The organism is Paenisporosarcina quisquiliarum, assembly GCF_027563315.1.
Lineage (GTDB): Bacteria > Bacillota > Bacilli > Bacillales_A > Planococcaceae > Paenisporosarcina > Paenisporosarcina quisquiliarum.
Map to the genome: position 1 here is coordinate 41,093 of NZ_JAMKBJ010000010.1, position 17,036 is coordinate 58,128.

General features: G+C 39.3%; 21 protein-coding genes. 8 read left to right on the forward strand and 13 right to left on the reverse strand.

Annotated features, from left to right (window positions below):
• Nucleotides 1-16: 16 nt before the first annotated feature.
• From M9R32_RS11870 to M9R32_RS11880, 3 genes are all read right to left on the reverse strand, one after another.
• The gene (locus M9R32_RS11870) at nucleotides 17-259 is read right to left on the reverse strand and encodes a YqhV family protein (RefSeq protein WP_269927012.1); all 243 of its coding nucleotides are present in this window, start codon (nucleotides 257-259) and stop codon (nucleotides 17-19) included.
• Between the two features lie 291 nt (nucleotides 260-550).
• Complete coding sequence (locus M9R32_RS11875; RefSeq protein WP_269926945.1) at nucleotides 551-1,219, reverse strand: peroxiredoxin; 669 nt, start codon at nucleotides 1,217-1,219, stop codon at nucleotides 551-553.
• Nucleotides 1,220-1,314: 95 nt separating this feature from the next.
• Nucleotides 1,315-1,677 carry a rhodanese-like domain-containing protein gene (locus tag M9R32_RS11880; protein WP_269926946.1) on the reverse strand — a complete coding sequence of 121 codons (363 nt, stop codon included), beginning with the start codon at nucleotides 1,675-1,677 and terminating at the stop codon, nucleotides 1,315-1,317.
• A gap of 329 nt (nucleotides 1,678-2,006) precedes the next feature.
• On the opposite strand from M9R32_RS11880, the gene M9R32_RS11885 reads away from it, so the two are divergent.
• Genes M9R32_RS11885 through M9R32_RS11895 form a run of 3 tightly spaced genes read left to right on the forward strand, consistent with a single transcriptional unit; the run spans nucleotide 2,007 to nucleotide 4,224 of the window.
• Entirely contained in the window at nucleotides 2,007-2,792 is a 786-nt protein-coding gene (locus tag M9R32_RS11885; RefSeq protein WP_269926947.1) for a transporter substrate-binding domain-containing protein, read from the forward strand.
• A 57-nt stretch (nucleotides 2,793-2,849) separates the two neighbouring features.
• The gene (locus M9R32_RS11890; protein WP_269926948.1) at nucleotides 2,850-3,515 is read left to right on the forward strand and encodes an amino acid ABC transporter permease; all 666 of its coding nucleotides are present in this window, start codon (nucleotides 2,850-2,852) and stop codon (nucleotides 3,513-3,515) included.
• The gene (locus tag M9R32_RS11895; RefSeq protein ID WP_269926949.1) at nucleotides 3,502-4,224 is read left to right on the forward strand and encodes an amino acid ABC transporter ATP-binding protein; all 723 of its coding nucleotides are present in this window, start codon (nucleotides 3,502-3,504) and stop codon (nucleotides 4,222-4,224) included. Before M9R32_RS11890 ends, M9R32_RS11895 begins: the two co-directional genes overlap by 14 nt.
• Nucleotides 4,225-4,411: 187 nt before the next feature.
• Here M9R32_RS11895 and aceA read toward each other — a convergent pair whose 3' ends face one another.
• Genes aceA through M9R32_RS11910 form a run of 3 tightly spaced genes read right to left on the reverse strand, consistent with a single transcriptional unit; the run spans nucleotide 4,412 to nucleotide 8,127 of the window.
• Entirely contained in the window at nucleotides 4,412-5,689 is a 1,278-nt protein-coding gene (gene aceA, locus M9R32_RS11900; protein ID WP_269926950.1) for an isocitrate lyase, read from the reverse strand.
• A 59-nt stretch (nucleotides 5,690-5,748) separates the two neighbouring features.
• Complete coding sequence (locus tag M9R32_RS11905; RefSeq protein WP_269926951.1) at nucleotides 5,749-5,907, reverse strand: hypothetical protein; 159 nt, start codon at nucleotides 5,905-5,907, stop codon at nucleotides 5,749-5,751.
• 48 nt (nucleotides 5,908-5,955) lie between these two features.
• Nucleotides 5,956-8,127 carry a malate synthase G gene (locus tag M9R32_RS11910; protein ID WP_269926952.1) on the reverse strand — a complete coding sequence of 724 codons (2,172 nt, stop codon included), beginning with the start codon at nucleotides 8,125-8,127 and terminating at the stop codon, nucleotides 5,956-5,958.
• 177 nt (nucleotides 8,128-8,304) lie between these two features.
• On the opposite strand from M9R32_RS11910, the gene M9R32_RS11915 reads away from it, so the two are divergent.
• Both M9R32_RS11915 and M9R32_RS11920 read left to right on the forward strand, forming a co-directional pair.
• Nucleotides 8,305-8,796 carry a YhcN/YlaJ family sporulation lipoprotein gene (locus M9R32_RS11915; protein WP_269926953.1) on the forward strand — a complete coding sequence of 164 codons (492 nt, stop codon included), beginning with the start codon at nucleotides 8,305-8,307 and terminating at the stop codon, nucleotides 8,794-8,796.
• Nucleotides 8,797-9,156: 360 nt separating this feature from the next.
• Complete coding sequence (locus M9R32_RS11920) at nucleotides 9,157-10,443, forward strand: saccharopine dehydrogenase NADP-binding domain-containing protein (protein ID WP_269926954.1); 1,287 nt, start codon at nucleotides 9,157-9,159, stop codon at nucleotides 10,441-10,443.
• 334 nt (nucleotides 10,444-10,777) lie between these two features.
• Here M9R32_RS11920 and M9R32_RS11925 read toward each other — a convergent pair whose 3' ends face one another.
• The 3 genes from M9R32_RS11925 to M9R32_RS11935 all read right to left on the reverse strand — a co-directional run bounded on the left by M9R32_RS11925 (nucleotide 10,778) and on the right by M9R32_RS11935 (nucleotide 12,772).
• Nucleotides 10,778-11,434 (reverse strand): alpha/beta family hydrolase, encoded by a 657-nt coding sequence (locus M9R32_RS11925; RefSeq protein ID WP_269926955.1) that lies wholly within the window; start codon nucleotides 11,432-11,434, stop codon nucleotides 10,778-10,780.
• 29 nt (nucleotides 11,435-11,463) lie between these two features.
• Complete coding sequence (locus M9R32_RS11930) at nucleotides 11,464-11,802, reverse strand: hypothetical protein (protein WP_269926956.1); 339 nt, start codon at nucleotides 11,800-11,802, stop codon at nucleotides 11,464-11,466.
• A 298-nt stretch (nucleotides 11,803-12,100) separates the two neighbouring features.
• Complete coding sequence (locus M9R32_RS11935; RefSeq protein ID WP_269926957.1) at nucleotides 12,101-12,772, reverse strand: GNAT family N-acetyltransferase; 672 nt, start codon at nucleotides 12,770-12,772, stop codon at nucleotides 12,101-12,103.
• A 314-nt stretch (nucleotides 12,773-13,086) separates the two neighbouring features.
• On the opposite strand from M9R32_RS11935, the gene M9R32_RS11940 reads away from it, so the two are divergent.
• Both M9R32_RS11940 and M9R32_RS11945 read left to right on the forward strand, forming a co-directional pair.
• Nucleotides 13,087-13,455: a helix-turn-helix domain-containing protein gene (locus tag M9R32_RS11940; protein WP_269926958.1), complete on the forward strand. Its 369-nt coding sequence runs from the start codon at nucleotides 13,087-13,089 to the stop codon at nucleotides 13,453-13,455.
• A 42-nt stretch (nucleotides 13,456-13,497) separates the two neighbouring features.
• Complete coding sequence (locus M9R32_RS11945; protein ID WP_269926959.1) at nucleotides 13,498-14,331, forward strand: alpha/beta fold hydrolase; 834 nt, start codon at nucleotides 13,498-13,500, stop codon at nucleotides 14,329-14,331.
• 45 nt (nucleotides 14,332-14,376) lie between these two features.
• Here M9R32_RS11945 and M9R32_RS11950 read toward each other — a convergent pair whose 3' ends face one another.
• Entirely contained in the window at nucleotides 14,377-15,012 is a 636-nt protein-coding gene (locus tag M9R32_RS11950) for a DUF2238 domain-containing protein (RefSeq protein ID WP_269926960.1), read from the reverse strand.
• 334 nt (nucleotides 15,013-15,346) lie between these two features.
• On the opposite strand from M9R32_RS11950, the gene M9R32_RS11955 reads away from it, so the two are divergent.
• Nucleotides 15,347-15,931 (forward strand): biotin transporter BioY, encoded by a 585-nt coding sequence (locus M9R32_RS11955; protein ID WP_269926961.1) that lies wholly within the window; start codon nucleotides 15,347-15,349, stop codon nucleotides 15,929-15,931.
• Between the two features lie 76 nt (nucleotides 15,932-16,007).
• On the opposite strand, the gene M9R32_RS11960 is transcribed toward M9R32_RS11955, so the two are convergent.
• From M9R32_RS11960 to M9R32_RS11970, 3 genes are read right to left on the reverse strand one after another with little or no spacing between them, the layout of a single operon-like run.
• Nucleotides 16,008-16,409 carry a hypothetical protein gene (locus M9R32_RS11960; RefSeq protein WP_269926962.1) on the reverse strand — a complete coding sequence of 134 codons (402 nt, stop codon included), beginning with the start codon at nucleotides 16,407-16,409 and terminating at the stop codon, nucleotides 16,008-16,010.
• A gap of 20 nt (nucleotides 16,410-16,429) precedes the next feature.
• The gene (locus M9R32_RS11965) at nucleotides 16,430-16,708 is read right to left on the reverse strand and encodes a hypothetical protein (RefSeq protein ID WP_269926963.1); all 279 of its coding nucleotides are present in this window, start codon (nucleotides 16,706-16,708) and stop codon (nucleotides 16,430-16,432) included.
• Between the two features lie 11 nt (nucleotides 16,709-16,719).
• A complete protein-coding gene (locus M9R32_RS11970) occupies nucleotides 16,720-16,935 on the reverse strand; it encodes a hypothetical protein (RefSeq protein WP_269926964.1) in 216 nt (71 codons plus the stop codon).
• Between the last annotated feature and the right edge of the window lie 101 nt (nucleotides 16,936-17,036).

The following is a 17,036-nucleotide window of genomic DNA, read 5'->3' on the forward strand; positions in this document are numbered from 1 at the left end:
TTCCTCAATGTTCCTCTTAGTTCGATTTCAAACTAAAAAGAATAAGCACGATTCCACTAAAGAGACAAATCATTTTGGTTAAGGGAATTTTATCAGCCAGACCTACTAATCCGATTCCTGTTGTGACAATTAAAATGGTGGGACCCACTAAAGCGAGTAGCGTATTAATATAAAAGGCTTTCTCCAAATCATTGAATTTGAGCATCAACAAAGCTGCTGACACCTCGATACTTCCCCCTATCAGTCTTAACACAATCATGAATAATAGTGCCTTTTCAATGTGCGCGATTTTTATCACCTTCTATCTTCCCGATACTCTTATGTATGGACATGTCCTTAATTTCGATTTGCTGTCGTATAATCATTGGATTCCTCCTTTAACTTTTCAAGTTCCTAAAGTGTATGTCTACGTTTTCCGTTATATCAGTATAAAAAGAATGCGTTTATTCAGGTTTCACGAAAGATTCATCCTATTACTCCTAAATCTTCACACAAAAAAGCAGCATTTCGGCAGATAAATTCCACCTGCAAATGCTGCTCATTTATATCGCTATTTTTCCAAAGATTTATAACAGAACCACCAGTCCAAACACTGGTATTCTCCTTGATTTGCACCTTCTATACGTTCCTGTGCAGCCATCACATTTCTTGGTGGCGGGATAATGACTTGATCACCCAAATATTCATTGTGAGGCCAATTTACAGGCGTTGCTACATTGTTCTCCGTTGCAACTTGGAGTGCTCGCACAGCTCTCAATATTTCCTCCATATTTCGTCCGACCATTGGAGGATAATTCATTGTTAATAGAATGACGCCTTTAGGATTGATAATAAACACCGTTCTGACCGTTGAAGAACCCAGTTCTGGAGACACCATGCCCAATTGTGTAGCAAGTTTCCCTAATTGATCGGCAATAATCGGAAAGGTAATGGATACATTAAAAGAATCTCGTATCCATTCAATCCATTTCATATGCGCAAACACATCATCTAAAGATAAGCCGATCAACTCCGTATTCAAAGCCTTGAATTCTTCCATTTTATTTTGGAAGGCAACAAACTCCGTTGTACACACGGGTGTGAAATCACCGGGATGTGAAAACAACACAACCCATTTCCCCGCGTAATCTTCTGGCAACTTCTTCCTACCCAATGTTGTTTCTACCTCAACAGTGGGAAATTGTTCGCCTAATAGTGGCGGACAGCCTGACTGTTTCAACGTTCACGTTCCTCCTTGTACACGAAATGCACTCTTCTCCATGTATATGCATCTTGTAACTAGAGGGTTCGACATTCACCTGTAACAAGGGGACGTTATTCCACTTCACCTGTCCATGAAGACATACCTTCGGAAACATTGACGATTTCAATGTTTTCTTTTGCCAAAATATCACTTGCTTGTTTTGAACGGTTACCGCTCTGACAAATTACAACGTATTTCCCTTTTGAATCCAAACCTTCTAGATTTCCTTGCTGCAACTCAGAAAGTGGTTTGTTGCTCGCACCAGGAATATGTCCCGCTTCGAATTCAGATGTCTCGCGTACATCCAGCACCGTAAATCCTTCGTCCACTTTTGTCGGAATATCTTCTATATCAATAGTTTGATACGTTTCTTCTGATCCACAAGCAGCCATAACCATCATTACCATTAGTAATAAGCTCATCATTCTTTTCATTAACTTCTTCCACTCCTTTTTTATAGTCACGCCATGTTTACAACAAATTATACCCCTGTAGGTTTAATTCGCACAATAACTTGGCTCATTCTATTGATTGACACATTCACATAAAATAGTATAAATATGCGTTTATTTATACACAAAAATCATAAATACTTTTAAAATTAACATGACATTTATACACAAACACCTCTACAACAACTTTTAATCTGAACAATTTAGAAAAATACAACTTTTATAATTTGAATAAAAATACTTCACAACTAATAAATATCATGATAAACTTCATTTAACGCATAACTATACATTAACAGGAGTGATTATACATGATGAAAAAATGGAATTTAATTGGAACACTTGCACTTGGGGCAATGCTTTTAAGCGCATGTGGAGACGATGCTTCGAAACAAGCTGGAAATGAAACAGCAGGTTCAGGTGATAAAAAAGTATTGGAGATGGCGACTTCAGCTGATTTCCCGCCATTTGAATCACGCAATACTGCAGGTGAATTTGAAGGATTTGATATTGATTTGGCTAACTACATTGCCGACGAACTAGGATATGAACTTAAAATTAATGACATGAAGTTTGATGGTTTGATCGGTGCTTTGCAAAGTGAACGAATCGATATGGTGCTATCCGGTATGTCTGCAACGGAAGACCGTAAAAAAAATGTTGATTTCTCTACTGAATATAACCAATCTGGCGAAATGTTCATTACATTAAAGGATTCGGACATTAAAACACTTGAAGATTTGAAAGGCAAAAAACTTGGCGTGCAACTTGGTACGATTCAAGAAGACGGTGCAAATAAAATCAAAGAAGAAACAGTCGACTTTGAAATTAAAGCCGTGGATAGTGCCAACGTGTTAATTCAAGAATTGTTGTCAAACCGTATTGATGTTGCTTACATGGATAAAGCGGTAGCTGAAGGCTTCATTGCCGAACAAGATTTGGCTGGCTTCGACGATACTACTTCTAGTTCACCTGGAATGGCTGTGGCTTTCCCTAAAGGAAGCGAACTGACTGAAAAAGTTAATGAAGTTCTGAAAGAAGCAGAAGAGAACGGCAAACTTCAGGAATTAAAAGACAAGTGGTTATCTGAAGAATAAGCAGTTTAAGACGTAAAGATTTATACAAAAGCAAAATATAGAAATGAGGTGTAAGGCATGAATTTGGACTTCGGGCAAATCACGCCTTATATTCCTTTTATGTTAGAAGGAATTTGGGTAACGTTAAAATTTGTCGCCGTGGCATTGGTCGTTGGTTTTATTCTTGGAACGGTTTTGGCCCTGTTCAAGATTAGTCACATTAAACCTTTGAATTGGTTTGCTACTGCGTATACCTCTATTTTCAGAGGAACGCCTTTGATTTTGCAGTTGATGACCTTTTATTTTGCCATTCCCCAACTGACTGGCTATGACATTTCTCCGTTTTTATCAGCCGTTTTGGCATTTGGATTAAATTCTGCTGCTTACATTTCTGAAATTATCCGCGCAGGTATTCAAGCGGTTGATCGAGGACAAACAGAAGCGGCTATGGCACTCGGTGTTCCTTACCGACAAATGATGAAAGACATCATTTTACCTCAAGCCATGAAAAACATCTTACCTGCATTAATGAATGAAGTAATCACACTGACAAAAGAGTCTGCGCTTGTTTCAACGATATCCGTCTTGGATTTAATGCGCCGTGCACAAGTCGTCGGTGCAGATATTTACCGAAACTTCGAACCATTGCTGTTCGTCGGTTTAATTTATTGGATTATGGTCTTTGGACTATCAACAATCGGACGAATGATTGAAAGGAGGTTGAAGGTCAGTGATCAAAGTTGAGAAACTATCTAAAAAATTCGGTAACAACGAAGTACTGCATGACATTTCCACTGAGATTGCTAAAGGCGAAGTGGTTTCCATCATCGGACCTTCAGGCTCTGGAAAATCAACGTTCCTACGTTGCATGAACATGTTGGAAACCCCAACATCCGGTAAGATTCTGATTGAAAACAAAGACTTAACCGATTCAAAAACGCCGATTCATAAGGTACGCCAACAAATAGGCATGGTTTTTCAACACTTTCACTTATTTCCTCACCTAACGGTACTTGAGAATTTAACGTATGCACCAATGAAGGCAAAAGGCATCAAAAAGCCAGTTGCTGAAGAAAAGGCACGACAACTACTGAAAAAAGTAGGCTTGTCTGAGAAAGAAAAAGCTTATCCAGGCAGCCTTTCTGGTGGTCAGAAGCAACGTGTCGCAATCGCCCGTGCGCTTGCCATGGAACCTGAACTTATGCTGTTCGATGAACCTACATCAGCTCTTGATCCCGAAATGGTGAAAGAAGTATTGGATGTCATGAAAGATCTTGCTAAGTCGGGGATGACGATGGTCGTAGTCACGCATGAAATGGGCTTTGCCCGCGAAGTCGCGGATCGCATCCTATTCCTTGATCATGGCGTATTACTTGAAGAAGGCCAACCTGCTGAATTTTTCACTCAGCCAAAAACGGTTAGAGCAAAAGAGTTTTTGGATAAGATTTTATAATTTGAGAGTTTTAAATACTGAATGGGCGGTAATTGCTTGCGACTGGACGAAAACGTGGATTGATTGGTCAAAAAGCGAACCTGACTGGACAGTAAACCGTTCTGATTGGACGAAAACCAAAACTGAATGGACAAAAACTCATATGTAAAACCAGTAGGTACACGCTCTACTGGTTTTTTTCGTGCACTTATTCGAACTGTTCCGCTTCAGTGGAACCGCTTAAAGCAGTCGTTGATGATGTACCACCAGAAATGACAAGCGATACTTCGTCAAAGTAGCCTGTTCCTACCTCACGTTGATGACGGGTTGCCGTATAGCCGTTTTCTTCTGCAGCAAACTCGGCTTCCTGCAATTCAGAATACGCCGCCATCCCCCGCTCCTTGTACCCTTTCGCAAGTTCGAACATGCCGTAGTTAAGCGCATGGAAGCCTGCAAGTGTGACAAATTGGAATTTGTACCCCATCTTTCCTAACTGTTGCTGGAAGCTTGCAATTGTTTCTTCATCCAATTTCTTTTTCCAGTTAAATGAAGGCGAACAGTTGTAAGCCAATAGTTTCCCGGGAAATTTCTCGTGTATCGCTTCAGCAAATTTTCTCGCTTCTTCCAAGTTTGGCTCGGAAGTTTCGCACCAAATTAAATCGGCATATGGCGCATAAGCAAGACCACGTGCAATCGCCTGATCGATTCCATCATTTGTTCGGAAAAAACCTTCAGGGGTACGCTCCCCTGTAATGAATTGATGATCATACGGGTCCACGTCACTTGTAATTAAATTGGCTGCATTGGCATCCGTTCGTGCAATAATGACCGTCGGCACACCCATCACGTCAGCTGCTAAACGCGCAGCAATGAGGTTTCGTACGGCTGTTTGTGTCGGAAGTAATACTTTCCCGCCCAAGTGACCGCATTTCTTTTCAGAAGACAACTGGTCCTCCAAATGTACGCCACCAGCCCCGGCTTCAATCATTGATTTGGTCAACTCAAATACATTCAGCGTTCCACCAAAACCCGCTTCCATATCCGCTACAATGGGGGCGTACCAATATGTATCGCCCTTTCCTTCCGCTTGCTGAATTTGATCAGCACGTTGTAACGCTTGATTAATACGTTTCACTACTTGTGGTACGCTATTGCTCGGATACAAACTTTGATCGGGGTACATATGTCCTGACAAGTTGGCATCGGCAGCTACTTGCCAACCACTTAAATAAATGGCTTTCAAACCTGCCTTCACTTGTTGCATCGCCTGGTTCCCAGTAAGGGCACCAAGTGCGTTGACGTAGTCTTCCGTGTTGACAAGCTCCCATAAACGCTTCGCTCCTAAAGTCGCTAGTGTATGCTCGATGACGATAGAGCCTCTTAACTTCACGACATCTTCCGCGCTATAAGGTCTAACCACACCTCTCCAACGACTTTCATTCCAACTCTCTGTTAGTAGGTCCGCTTGTTGTTTTCGATTTATCAATTCACAATCTCCTTTTTGATTTAATTAGAACAAACTTTTAAACAGCCTGACTGAATCAATCAGTCCAAATCCGCGCAGCATTGAATAGACTCTTTGAAACTATCAAATTCCTGTCCGCAAGCAAGGCAAATATTCAAATGTTTTCTTTCCTTTTTGGATTGAAACATAACGGTCGGTGTGACTTCGTTTGTATTCATTTCCGGTTGATTTTCATACATGGGTATCCCTCCATTTCATTTTTCTTTACACTGCCCCAGTTCCAACAGTCAGCTCTTTTTGGCAGCGTTTTGTATTTTGTACTGTAATCTTCTGCGATGTAAAATCGGCTCCGTATAGCCACTCGGCTGATCTTTCCCTTTTAAAATAAGTTCACAGGCTGCTTGAAAGGCAATCGATTCTTCAAAATTGGCGGACATGGGATGATATAACGGGTCGTCGTCGTTTTGTTCATCTACAATTTTCGCCATACGCTTTAAAGTCTCCAAAACTTGTTCTTTTGTACAAATTCCATGGTGAAGCCAATTGGCCATATGCTGACTTGAAATACGCAGTGTCGCTCTGTCTTCCATCAACCCTACGTCATGAATGTCAGGCACTTTCGAACAGCCCACTCCATGTTCAACCCAACGAACCACATAGCCGAGCAACCCTTGTGCATTGTTATCTAGTTCCTGTTGGATTATTTGGGGTGACCAACCTTCATTAGTTAAAGGAAGAGTTAAAATGTCACCTGTTCGATCTTGAATCTTCTGTTCCAGCTCTTTTTGCACATTCGAAACATTTACTTGATGGTAATGAAGTGCATGCAAAGTTGCCGCCGTCGGTGAAGGTACCCAGGCAGTGCTTCCTCCCGCTTCCAAATGACCGATTTTCAGTTCCATCATTTCCTTCATGCGGTCCGGCATCGCCCACATGCCTTTCCCGATTTGCGCTACCCCTGGCAAACCGCATAGCAGCCCGTTATCAACATTTGACTTCTCATATGCCTGAAGCCAGCAAGAATGTTTCATATCATTTTTGCGAATGACTGGTCCAGCCAGCATCGATGTATGGATTTCATCTCCCGTTCGATCCAAAAAGCCCGTGTTGATAAAGACAATTCGGTTTTTTACTTGCCGAATACAATTTTCAAGATTTATCGAGGTTCTTCTTTCTTCATCCATTACGCCAATCTTCAACGTATAACGTTTCAGCCCTAGCAAATCTTCCACACGATTGAAAAGTTCATTGGCAAAAGCCACTTCTGCCGAGCCATGCATTTTGGGCTTCACAATATAAACTGAACTTTGCTCCGAGTTTCGCAAACACCCTGGTGCTTTCAACAGATCATGTTTCGCCAGTAAGCTGGAGATAACCGTATCGATGATTCCTTCTGGCACTTCTTCATTTTTTTCATCAAGTATCATATTGGAGGTCATTAAGTGACCCACATTTCGCACAATTAATAGCGAACGTCCGCGTAACAGTCGTTCTTCCCCTGCAGTTGTCTTGTAAGTCCGGTCAGTATTCAACTCTCGCTGAATTTCCCGTGACCCCTTTTTAAACGTCGCCTTCAATGTTCCTTTCATCAATCCAAGCCAATTACGATATACCAGGACTTTGTCTTCCGCATCAACCGCTGCCACCGAATCCTCGAAATCGAGTATGGTCGATAAAGCTGATTCAATCATTAAATCTTTCACACCGGCTAAATCCACTTTGCCGATTGGGTGATGGCGATCAATCTGAATCTCTACATGCAAGCCGTTGTTTTGGAGAAGAATGGACGACGGCATGGTGACATCCCCAGTAAAGCCTTTAAATTTTGATGGCTCCTTCAAAATTGACTGTTCGTTACCCATTTCCACAATCAGTTGATTCTGTTCAATTCGATAACCAGTCGATTGCAAATGTGAACCCTTTTCAAGCGGTACTATTTGATCCAGGAACTTGCGGGCATACAAAATAACTTGTTGCCCCCTCAGCGGGTTATATGTGGTTCCTCTTTCTGCGCCATTCTGTTCATCAATGACATCCGTTCCGTAAAGCGCATCATATAGGCTACCCCACCGAGCATTCGCTGCATTAATTGCATAACGTGCATTATTGACCGGCACGACAAGCTGCGGTCCTGCGAGATTTGCAATTTCGTCGTCTACATTTGCGGTCTCAATTTGAAAGGGCATCCCCTTCGGTTCCAAGTAACCGATTTCTTTTAAAAATGTTTCGTATTGAGTCCGATTATCAGACCAATTGCGAGTGGTATGCCATTCATTAATTTTTGTCTGCATCTGTTCTCGAATAGTTAACAACTCGCGGTTTTTTGGAGCCAATTCATAAACTAATTGACTCAAACCTTCCCAGAACCCATCGCTCAATACCTCACTGCCTGGCAATGCTTCATCTTCTATAAACCGATATAATTCATTTGAAATTTTTAAACGGTTACGCTTAATCACTCAATTGCCTCCCGTTGTTATAGTACAGTTATTTTTTTATATACTATTACATAACAATCTGTTTCGTGCAGTCACTTTCGTCATTTTTTTTACAAAAAACCAATCTTCTAAAAGAGAATAAAAAAATGATATAAGACCACTCTAAAGTTACAAATAAATAAGGAGGCTGTATAAATAATGAAAAAAATATGGATGATCTTCTCAACCATCCTTTTATGTACTGCGTTAATGGGATGTGGCACAAAAGAAGATAAAGACACGTCTAGTAATAAACCGATTGAGGAAAATACAGATGAAACAGCAAATGACAAAGTGAATTTAGAACTTGCTGATAAAGCATCTGAAAAAATTGCGGAATTAGAAGAAGTGGAAAGTGCGACTGTCATTCTTACAGATAACAACGCCTATGTCGGAGTGGTATTGAACAAAAAAGCAGATGGAACAGAAATAAAAGAAGGTTCAGAGGAACTTGATGAACTATACGCAGAGATACGAAAAGAATTAAGTATGACAAACGCCAATGTTAAGAATGTTTATATTTCCATAAATCCTGAATTTGTAACCCGCATTCAGGACTATGGTAAAAAAATTGAGGAAGGGAAACCCGTTGAAGGCTTATTCGAAGAATTTAGCGAAACTGTTAAACGGATCTTTCCGGACGCAAAATAGTACCACTTTAACAAATACGCCTTATTATTCCCTGAATGCGATATTTATTTCTTAGAAACCTGCCTATGTGGCAGGTTTTTTTATGGTTTTTACATGGACACGATTCTTGGTTGTAATTATCGACGTTCACGTAGTAATTATCGAGGTTGACGTAGGAAAATTTGGCGTTGACGTAGGAATAATTGACGTTCACGTTGTAATTAGCAACTTTTGGAATTGATTTAGTCATGAATTATATTCTGTGGCGGTTTTCGATGCATTTAACCTCCCAGTAGCCACCTTATTCAAAAACAAGAAATCAACCTATATCAATCCTTCGAAACCACATAGATTATGTATAAAACTAAATGAGGTTTTGACATGACATACACGAAACACGTTATAACGATATTGGGCAGTGCAGGAGGAGTGGCACACGGAATACTTTCGATTTTAAATAACGCCATGCAGGATCAGCAGGATCCAATGAATCAAGCTATGAATGATTGCTGCATTCATTTGATTGATCATGTACAGAAAGAAGCATCTGAATATGCTCTTTCTTATCCAAACTTAAAAGATAAATTTGTTATTCATGAATTCGATTTGAGAGACAATGAGCAATTTAAGGCTCACTTAAGAAACTCCCGGACTTCTGTTGTCATTGATCTTTCCTGGGCGGATACAGTTGAAATGATGCAGTGTTGTGATCAAATTGGTGTCAGCTATGTAAATACAGCGTTGGAGAATACAATGATTGATGAAAACGAAGAGTTATATGAAGGATTTGGCTTGATTGAACGATTTAGACAGTTGGAAAAGGTGAAAAACAAATTTCAAAATCACACAGCTATTATCGGATCTGGAATGAATCCCGGTGTCGTTCAGTGGATGGCTCTTGAACTTCTAAAGACAGACACACCAGATAATAAGCCGATCGGCTGTTATATTGTAGAGCACGATAATTCGTTTTTTAAAAATCCAAAACTAGCGAAAAAGAATGTAATCTACACCACATGGTCCCCTGAATGTTTCCTGGACGAGGCGATTCTTAGCTACCCCATGTTCATGAGACACCACAACCCCCTCTTCTTCTATGAAAAGGTCTATGATCTTGAATTCAAGGTAACCTTGGGAAATAAACAATTTCATGGTTGCTTAATGCCCCACGAGGAAGTCTATACCCTTTGTAAGCTTTTCGACATGGAAGGCGGATTTCTTTATAAGGTGAACGATCATACGACGAACTTGATTCGTGAAAACATCGATGACTTGGATAAATTGTGGAATTATGAAATGAAGGTACTTAACCCTGAAGACGAAGCATTAATTGGCGAAGATCTCGTAGGAGTTCTGCTCGTTTATCCCAATAAAGAAAGGTACATGTATAACGTGTTGAGCAATGAAGCAATCTTTTCTAAATACAAAACAAATGCAACATATTTCCAAGTAGCATGCGGAGTTTATGCCTCTCTTTGCGTACTGCTTTTGGATGCTGTCCCTAAAGGCGCGTACTATGTAGATGAACTGTTGTTAAACACCGAAAACAACTATGGAAAATATTTAACGCACTATATGACCGAATTCATTACAGGGGAGAACAAAAAAACAGACGGTCTATTGCATCAGCGCATGCAAAACCGTCGTACTTCAAATGAGGATAATTAATTAATTTATTTATAAATGATTCATTGGCAATTTAGTTCTTTGTGATTTATAACAAGAGCCGAGCTTTCTTTCTCTGTGTTCCATATTTCATCAATAAATATTTATGTTATCTTTTATTCACTATCTGATTAATTAAAGCTTATTAACCTACTCCAAAACCTGGATCTGAGATGATAAATGCTATATACAATAAAGTAATGGTCATTATAGTTAATAAGGCTATCTTATACAGCTCATAGTTTTCCATTTTAATTCTCCCCCCTCTTGTCAATAAAATACACAGTCATATTTCTCAAGAAGTCTTATCTATACGAACGCTGGAACTAAATAGGTTTTAGCTGTTTTGCAAAACAAACTTTTCTATATCAACTATTACACTCTTCATTACATCAATACTTTCCACCTTAAAATCCTCGTATTCCAGACTATGATTTACGTTCGGTATCAGGCGAAAAATAACATGGGGATTGGTTATCACCACATCATATCGTTCATTAATGTAACAATCGTCTTGATCTCCAATGATACACAAACTTTTATGACTGATTGCAGCAAGAGCAGAAAAAACCTCATCTCGTTGAAGCAAAGGGGTTAACCAAATCGCTTTCGCCTCAATGAATTCAGCCCTATTTAACAATGAACTCATCGCTATCGTCCCTATAGACTTACCCATTACGTAATAGTTTTCGTATTGAGCAGTCTTTAAAGTCTCATCAATAACCTTGTTGACATCAAAAATAATTGATTCAATTTTTTCTTTCACGGTAAATTCAGCATAAGCCTTATCCTTATACTGATAGTTAACCTGTAATACATCAAAGTCTCTCTGAATGAACAGCTCTTTCGCATAATGAAACAGAGGACTTTGCACGGTGTATCCGGTTCCAGGTAAAAACACAACTAAACTCTTTGAGTGACATTCATTTCTCAGATAAGTAAACGGGACATTCAATTTTTGATAACCTTTAACAACACCGGATTCTACTTTCAACCTACATCACCTTTTTAGTGAGTTTTTTCTTACTTTACTTTACGAAGCGTCAACAGATCAGTATGAGAAATGACATCAATTTGATGGTTACCTTTTATGTAATAAACCGAAGCGCCTTCTCGTTGTCCTTTTTCCCAACCATTTACTTTGAGTACCACTTCGTAAGCTACTGGTATTCCGTGTTCTTCAGAGACATGGGGCCACTCGTACGTTTTCCCTTGTGTACTTTCTTCAACTAGCTCAGCATGCTTAGGTACTGGGAAGTTAAATAATTCTTTAGAGGAATGATAGGCAAATACAGTCGTCGAATAAAAACCAACTCCAATGAAAAGTACGATGGCTAGGACCCAACCAATAATCTTCATCATAAAACCTCCCCCTTCCTCAACAAACCGAACTGAACGATTTGTAAATTATACCCAATATCATAACACGTAGTTTCGTAATGAGTTAGAATTATTTTACATTTTATCGAAATTGATGTTGGGAAATATTTGATTCACCCTTCACTTAAATCTTTATTATTTCCGCACCCCTACCCTCTTGACTCTTAAAAAGCCCCCACTCTCCAATACAGAATTGGAAAAGTGGAGGCTTTTTAAGTTAATTCGATTTATATTGATTCTTTTTTAGTCCCTGTGTTCCTAACCTGATTTACTCCATTGCTCACCGAATATTTTTAAAAGGATTTTTCCATTCCATTAATAATGCATGATGATGCGAGTCTTTATCATCCAAATAATTTGGTACTATACAAACTGGCGTACGCCCGCATCTGAGTAAAAAAGTAATAACTGGATCTTTAATTTCACCAGCTACCACCTTCTCCACATACGCCTCAGGTGATAGTTGAACTGCATGCTTGTGATACCCTGGCATGCGTCCTCCACCAAGCACACGATCAAGTTTATCGTAGACCACTCGCTCGTACATCGACTGCATCAACAATTTCCCAATATCCATTTTACGATATGTAGGCTTTACGGAAATATCAACGATGTACAATGTTTTCCCCATAGGGTTATGATTCGTGATATAACCGTGATCAGTCACCTCATCCCAAGTATGCAAGGGGGTTTCCGGATTGAAATCAACCAATAATCCGGTAATTGAACCCGCTATTTCACCATTTATCTCTACACATAATGCACCTTTTGGGTAGATCCCCACATGGTTCCTTAGCTGTTTTTCATTCCACCATAGCTCTGAAGGGAACGGCGGTGGAAAACTCTCTTTTTGAACGGCAATTAAGTCTTCAAAATCTTCCTCCCGATAGTTTCTGACAACTGCTGGAATAGGAGTTGTTTCCTGAAATACATATACTTCTTTTCTATACAAATTCTCACCTACTTTCCAAAGTCATAATACAAATCTACGTCAGTAAAAATTCAATCGAAAATATTGTGAAATCTCATTGAGGTAATTGTCCTTCTTCATCAAAATATGCAAAAATCTATTGCAAACTTAATTTCTTTCTTCATGAAAATAATCGCAGTTAAATGGCTGACAACCACCTTCTTCTTTGAAATCCCGAGTTTTTCTAAAATTTTTTACTTTGAGTACAATACATTTCGGTTTACGAATGTTATAATATTCAAACTATTATATATTTTAAGAAATTGATTATTTTTAGTAATTTACAGGAAAAGGGAATGAACTTATTGTCTAAAATGGGGACCAAACTAAAAGAATTAAGAACAAAAAAATGTATGACTTCTGAGGAGTTAGCAAAAAATCTTGATGTTGCCAAAAGTATTATCTGGAGTTATGAATTAAATAAGAAAGAGCCTAGTAATACACATTTAATTAAGATTGCCGATTTTTTTGATGTCTCAGTTGATTACTTACTGGATCGGGAACAGCAGAACAATACAGTCAATTTTCAATATCCACTCGATGACGTGATCGACAAATACACTTTCTTGGTTGACAATCGGCCGGTAGAAAAAGAAGAATTGCTAGACACAATTGCTTATATAAAAGCCAAAAGAATCTTAACCTCTCAAGATCTAGTTAAATAGCTAAGGTAGTACGAATCGAGAAAACAAATGGAGGCCAAATACATGTGGGTGCAGCAACTCATTGAAACAACTAGGGGAACTTTCGAGATATTCATAAAAGGTAATGGCGAACCCATGTGTGTGACGCATTTGTACAGCGCTTTTAATGCAAATGGAAACACATTTGCTCAAGCATTTACCAATTATTTCACCGTTTATCTCGTGAACCTCCGTGGAGCTGGAAACTCGGTTGGTTTTCAGAAAGCTGATGAGTTAAGTATGAATGAATCTATCAACGATCTGGAAGCCATTCGTAATGCACTTGACTATAAAAAGTGGGCATTTGCCGGTCATTCCACTGGAGGAATGCTCGGGCTCGTGTATACCGTCCAAGCACCTCAATCTTTAGCAAAAATTGTCATTGGCGGAGCTTCTGCTTCTAAGGAATATATGAATCACCCAGGAAGTATTTATTGTAAGGACAATTTGAATAATAAACGACTGCTTGAGATTTTCACTACACTGAACTCCCCTTCGAGCTCAATTGAAGCAAAGAAATCAGCTGGTCGAGAGTGGACAGAAATGTCCATTTACCGTCCCGAGAAGTACGAAGAGTATTTTAATGTGCCAAACAGTGGCAGTGTCGTTCCAGATCGACTCAACTATTATTCCTACTCAGAACTTCCCACATATGATTTACTGGCTAGCTTAAGTACGATCACTGTCCAAACCACTGTATACTGCGGTTTACATGATGCACAGTGTCCATATGTTTTTTCTGAACAAATCGCACATGCCATTCCAAATGCAAGCCTCTTTACATTTGAAGAAAGTAACCATTTCCCTTTCACGGAGGAACCTGAAAAATTTATGGATATGATTGCGAAAACAGTATGAATTTAAAGAATGCTTACAGTTCATCATGTACTAATTGATACTGAGTTACCTTTCCTTCAAAGCATCCAGTCTCGTCATTTGTTTATTGTGTAATCCAGACAATATAAGGGTTGCTAAAATTGCCCCCAAAAAGGCACAAGACATATCCCATTGCGCGTCCCACTGATCTCCTTGCATGCCCAGAAAATCTTTCGCTACTTTTTTGGCATTCGGCAATTTTGTACTCAACCATTCAACGATTTCATACAACGCTGCAAGCGCAAGTACCATACTGATGGATATGGCAGTCAACCAACTTCCTTTGAACAATGGGGTTTTCCTCACTAAAATTTCCCTAATGACAATGACGGATAGTCCTTTTAGAAAATGTCCAAATCGATCATAGTGATTCCGAGCCAATCCGAACTCTTCTTTTAGCCAATTAAAAAGAGGGACTTCAGCATAAGTATAATGACCACCGATAAATGTAAGGATGGACAAGAGTGCAAGGATGAAATAAGAAAGGGTTGTCAGGCGAAACTTATTATAAGTAGCCACTACTACAATTAATGCGATCACTGATGGCCCGACCTCTGCCATCCATGTCATCCAAACGGCTGGTTTGATAACAGACCACACGAAAACAGCTAAAACCAATAAAAGTAGAATTATATGAAGCTTTGTCTCCTTACCAAATGCCAACGTGTTCACTCCTTCCGCTAACAGTATGCGAAAAAATAGAATAGCGCATACCTGCTTAATCATGAAGACCCACTTGTCAGGAATATTTCACAGTTTATCGGTATCGAACTCTGTTTATTCGGCATGACGCTTAACTTATTCGGAGTAAGAGGGAAATTAATCGGCATCCACTTGGCTTTAATCGGCATCACTCAGTATTTAGTACAATATCTAGTACTTAAAGTTATCCTTTCAGTCCCACAAAATAAAATGTGTTAACCATTATTAAAAATAGGTTGACTAATAAATTCGGATTTTCTATACTGAATTTATATTGAGTTACTGGAGGGTTCACATGACGAGTTCCACTGCAACAAGATCAACTAACCATTCACGCACTTTGCAATTGGTACAAACAGCGATGTTTGCCGCTTTAATGATGGTGGGTGCCAACATCTCATCGTTTCTAATCATTGGTGGTGTCCCAATCACGCTTCAAACATTCTTCGCCATACTAGCCGGTCTCTTATTAGGTAAACGTAACGGCGCAATTGCCATGCTTGTATATGCTTTAATCGGTTTGGCAGGATTACCTGTATTCGCAGGCTTTTCAGGTGGATTTGATACAATTGTAAGCCCAACATTCGGCTTTATTGTTTCCTTTATTTTGGTCGCTTATTTTGTTGGTCTTATTGTTGAGAAGTACCCAACTAAGGTTGGATTTGTAATAGCGGCATTAGTCGGGACTGCAATCAATTATCTTTTCGGAACGAACTGGATGTACGCTGCATATAAAGTATGGGCTGCAGCACCAGAAGGCTTTACATACCAAATGGCTTGGGCTTGGATGGCCGTGCCTTTGCCAAAAGACCTTCTGCTAGCGGTTCTTGCTGGCTTGTTCGGTTATCGATTACGTCCAATCATTCAAAAATATTTATAATCTCAAAAACCCCCTTACCAAACCGGTCAATTGCCGTTTGGTAAGGGGGTTTTTGAGAATCATACTATTCTTCTACTTAGTCACAGCTTCCTCCGCCGTCACCGCCACTGTCTCCTCCACTATCCCCACAGTCACTGCTCCCACTCCCACCGTAATAACTCCAGGCGTAGTCATTTGAAGACTGCTTTTTAGATTTCTTCTTGCTGATTTTTGATGGTTTTCTTTTTTGGGTAGTTTCAAAAACAGCTGGTAAAAACATCCCTAAAATGAGTGAGGATATAACGAATGACGATGTGGTATAACCAAAACTGTCCAAGATTGTTATGACAAGGGCTACCATTAATAATTCTACGATCATAAACCTAATGACATCGAAATTGAATCCGAGTTTAAAGAGCAAATATATGATTTGGGTATTTTTAAGGACGAAGATACTGGCTATTATTATAAATATACCCATGAATAAATAGTAGATCATCTTCTCTCCCCGCTTCCTTATCACATTGTAGGTTTTTCATCCTTCGATAACCTGTAAAGAGTCAAACAAAGGAACAGTAAACCTACCAAAAACAGTATCCCGCCTTTGGCAACATTGATTGCTATAAACCCATTCAACACAGATGCCGAAGTCGCTGAATCAACAATGCCACCAACCGATTCAATGAATTCAAACTGAGCATCACGGGCAAGATCAACACTTTTAGATAAGGTAACAAAGCCTACCAATAGTAAAATAACGGAAAAGACTGTGAGTACTACTTGAAAATTATTTTTCATACTTTCCCTCCCTATCCCCTTTTCACGATCCATATAGCAATCATAAACACAACGGATGCAAAAACCACACTGAACAACAATTGATAAAGTAACTGTTTGAATTTCTTATCGTCACTTTGTGCTTCTTCATTGTCTTTGAAAATTGAAAACATGCTGGAGAAAAACACAGCATCCCATATTCTCCAAGTTTCCTTATCTTCCTGACGTCGGTCCTCTTTATTGCTCAATCTGACAACCCCTTACATGATCAGGATATGTTTCTTTTTTATACGTTCTAAGTGACCGTTGGGTTTCAATTGGAAAAAACAAATTAATTTATATAGAAAAA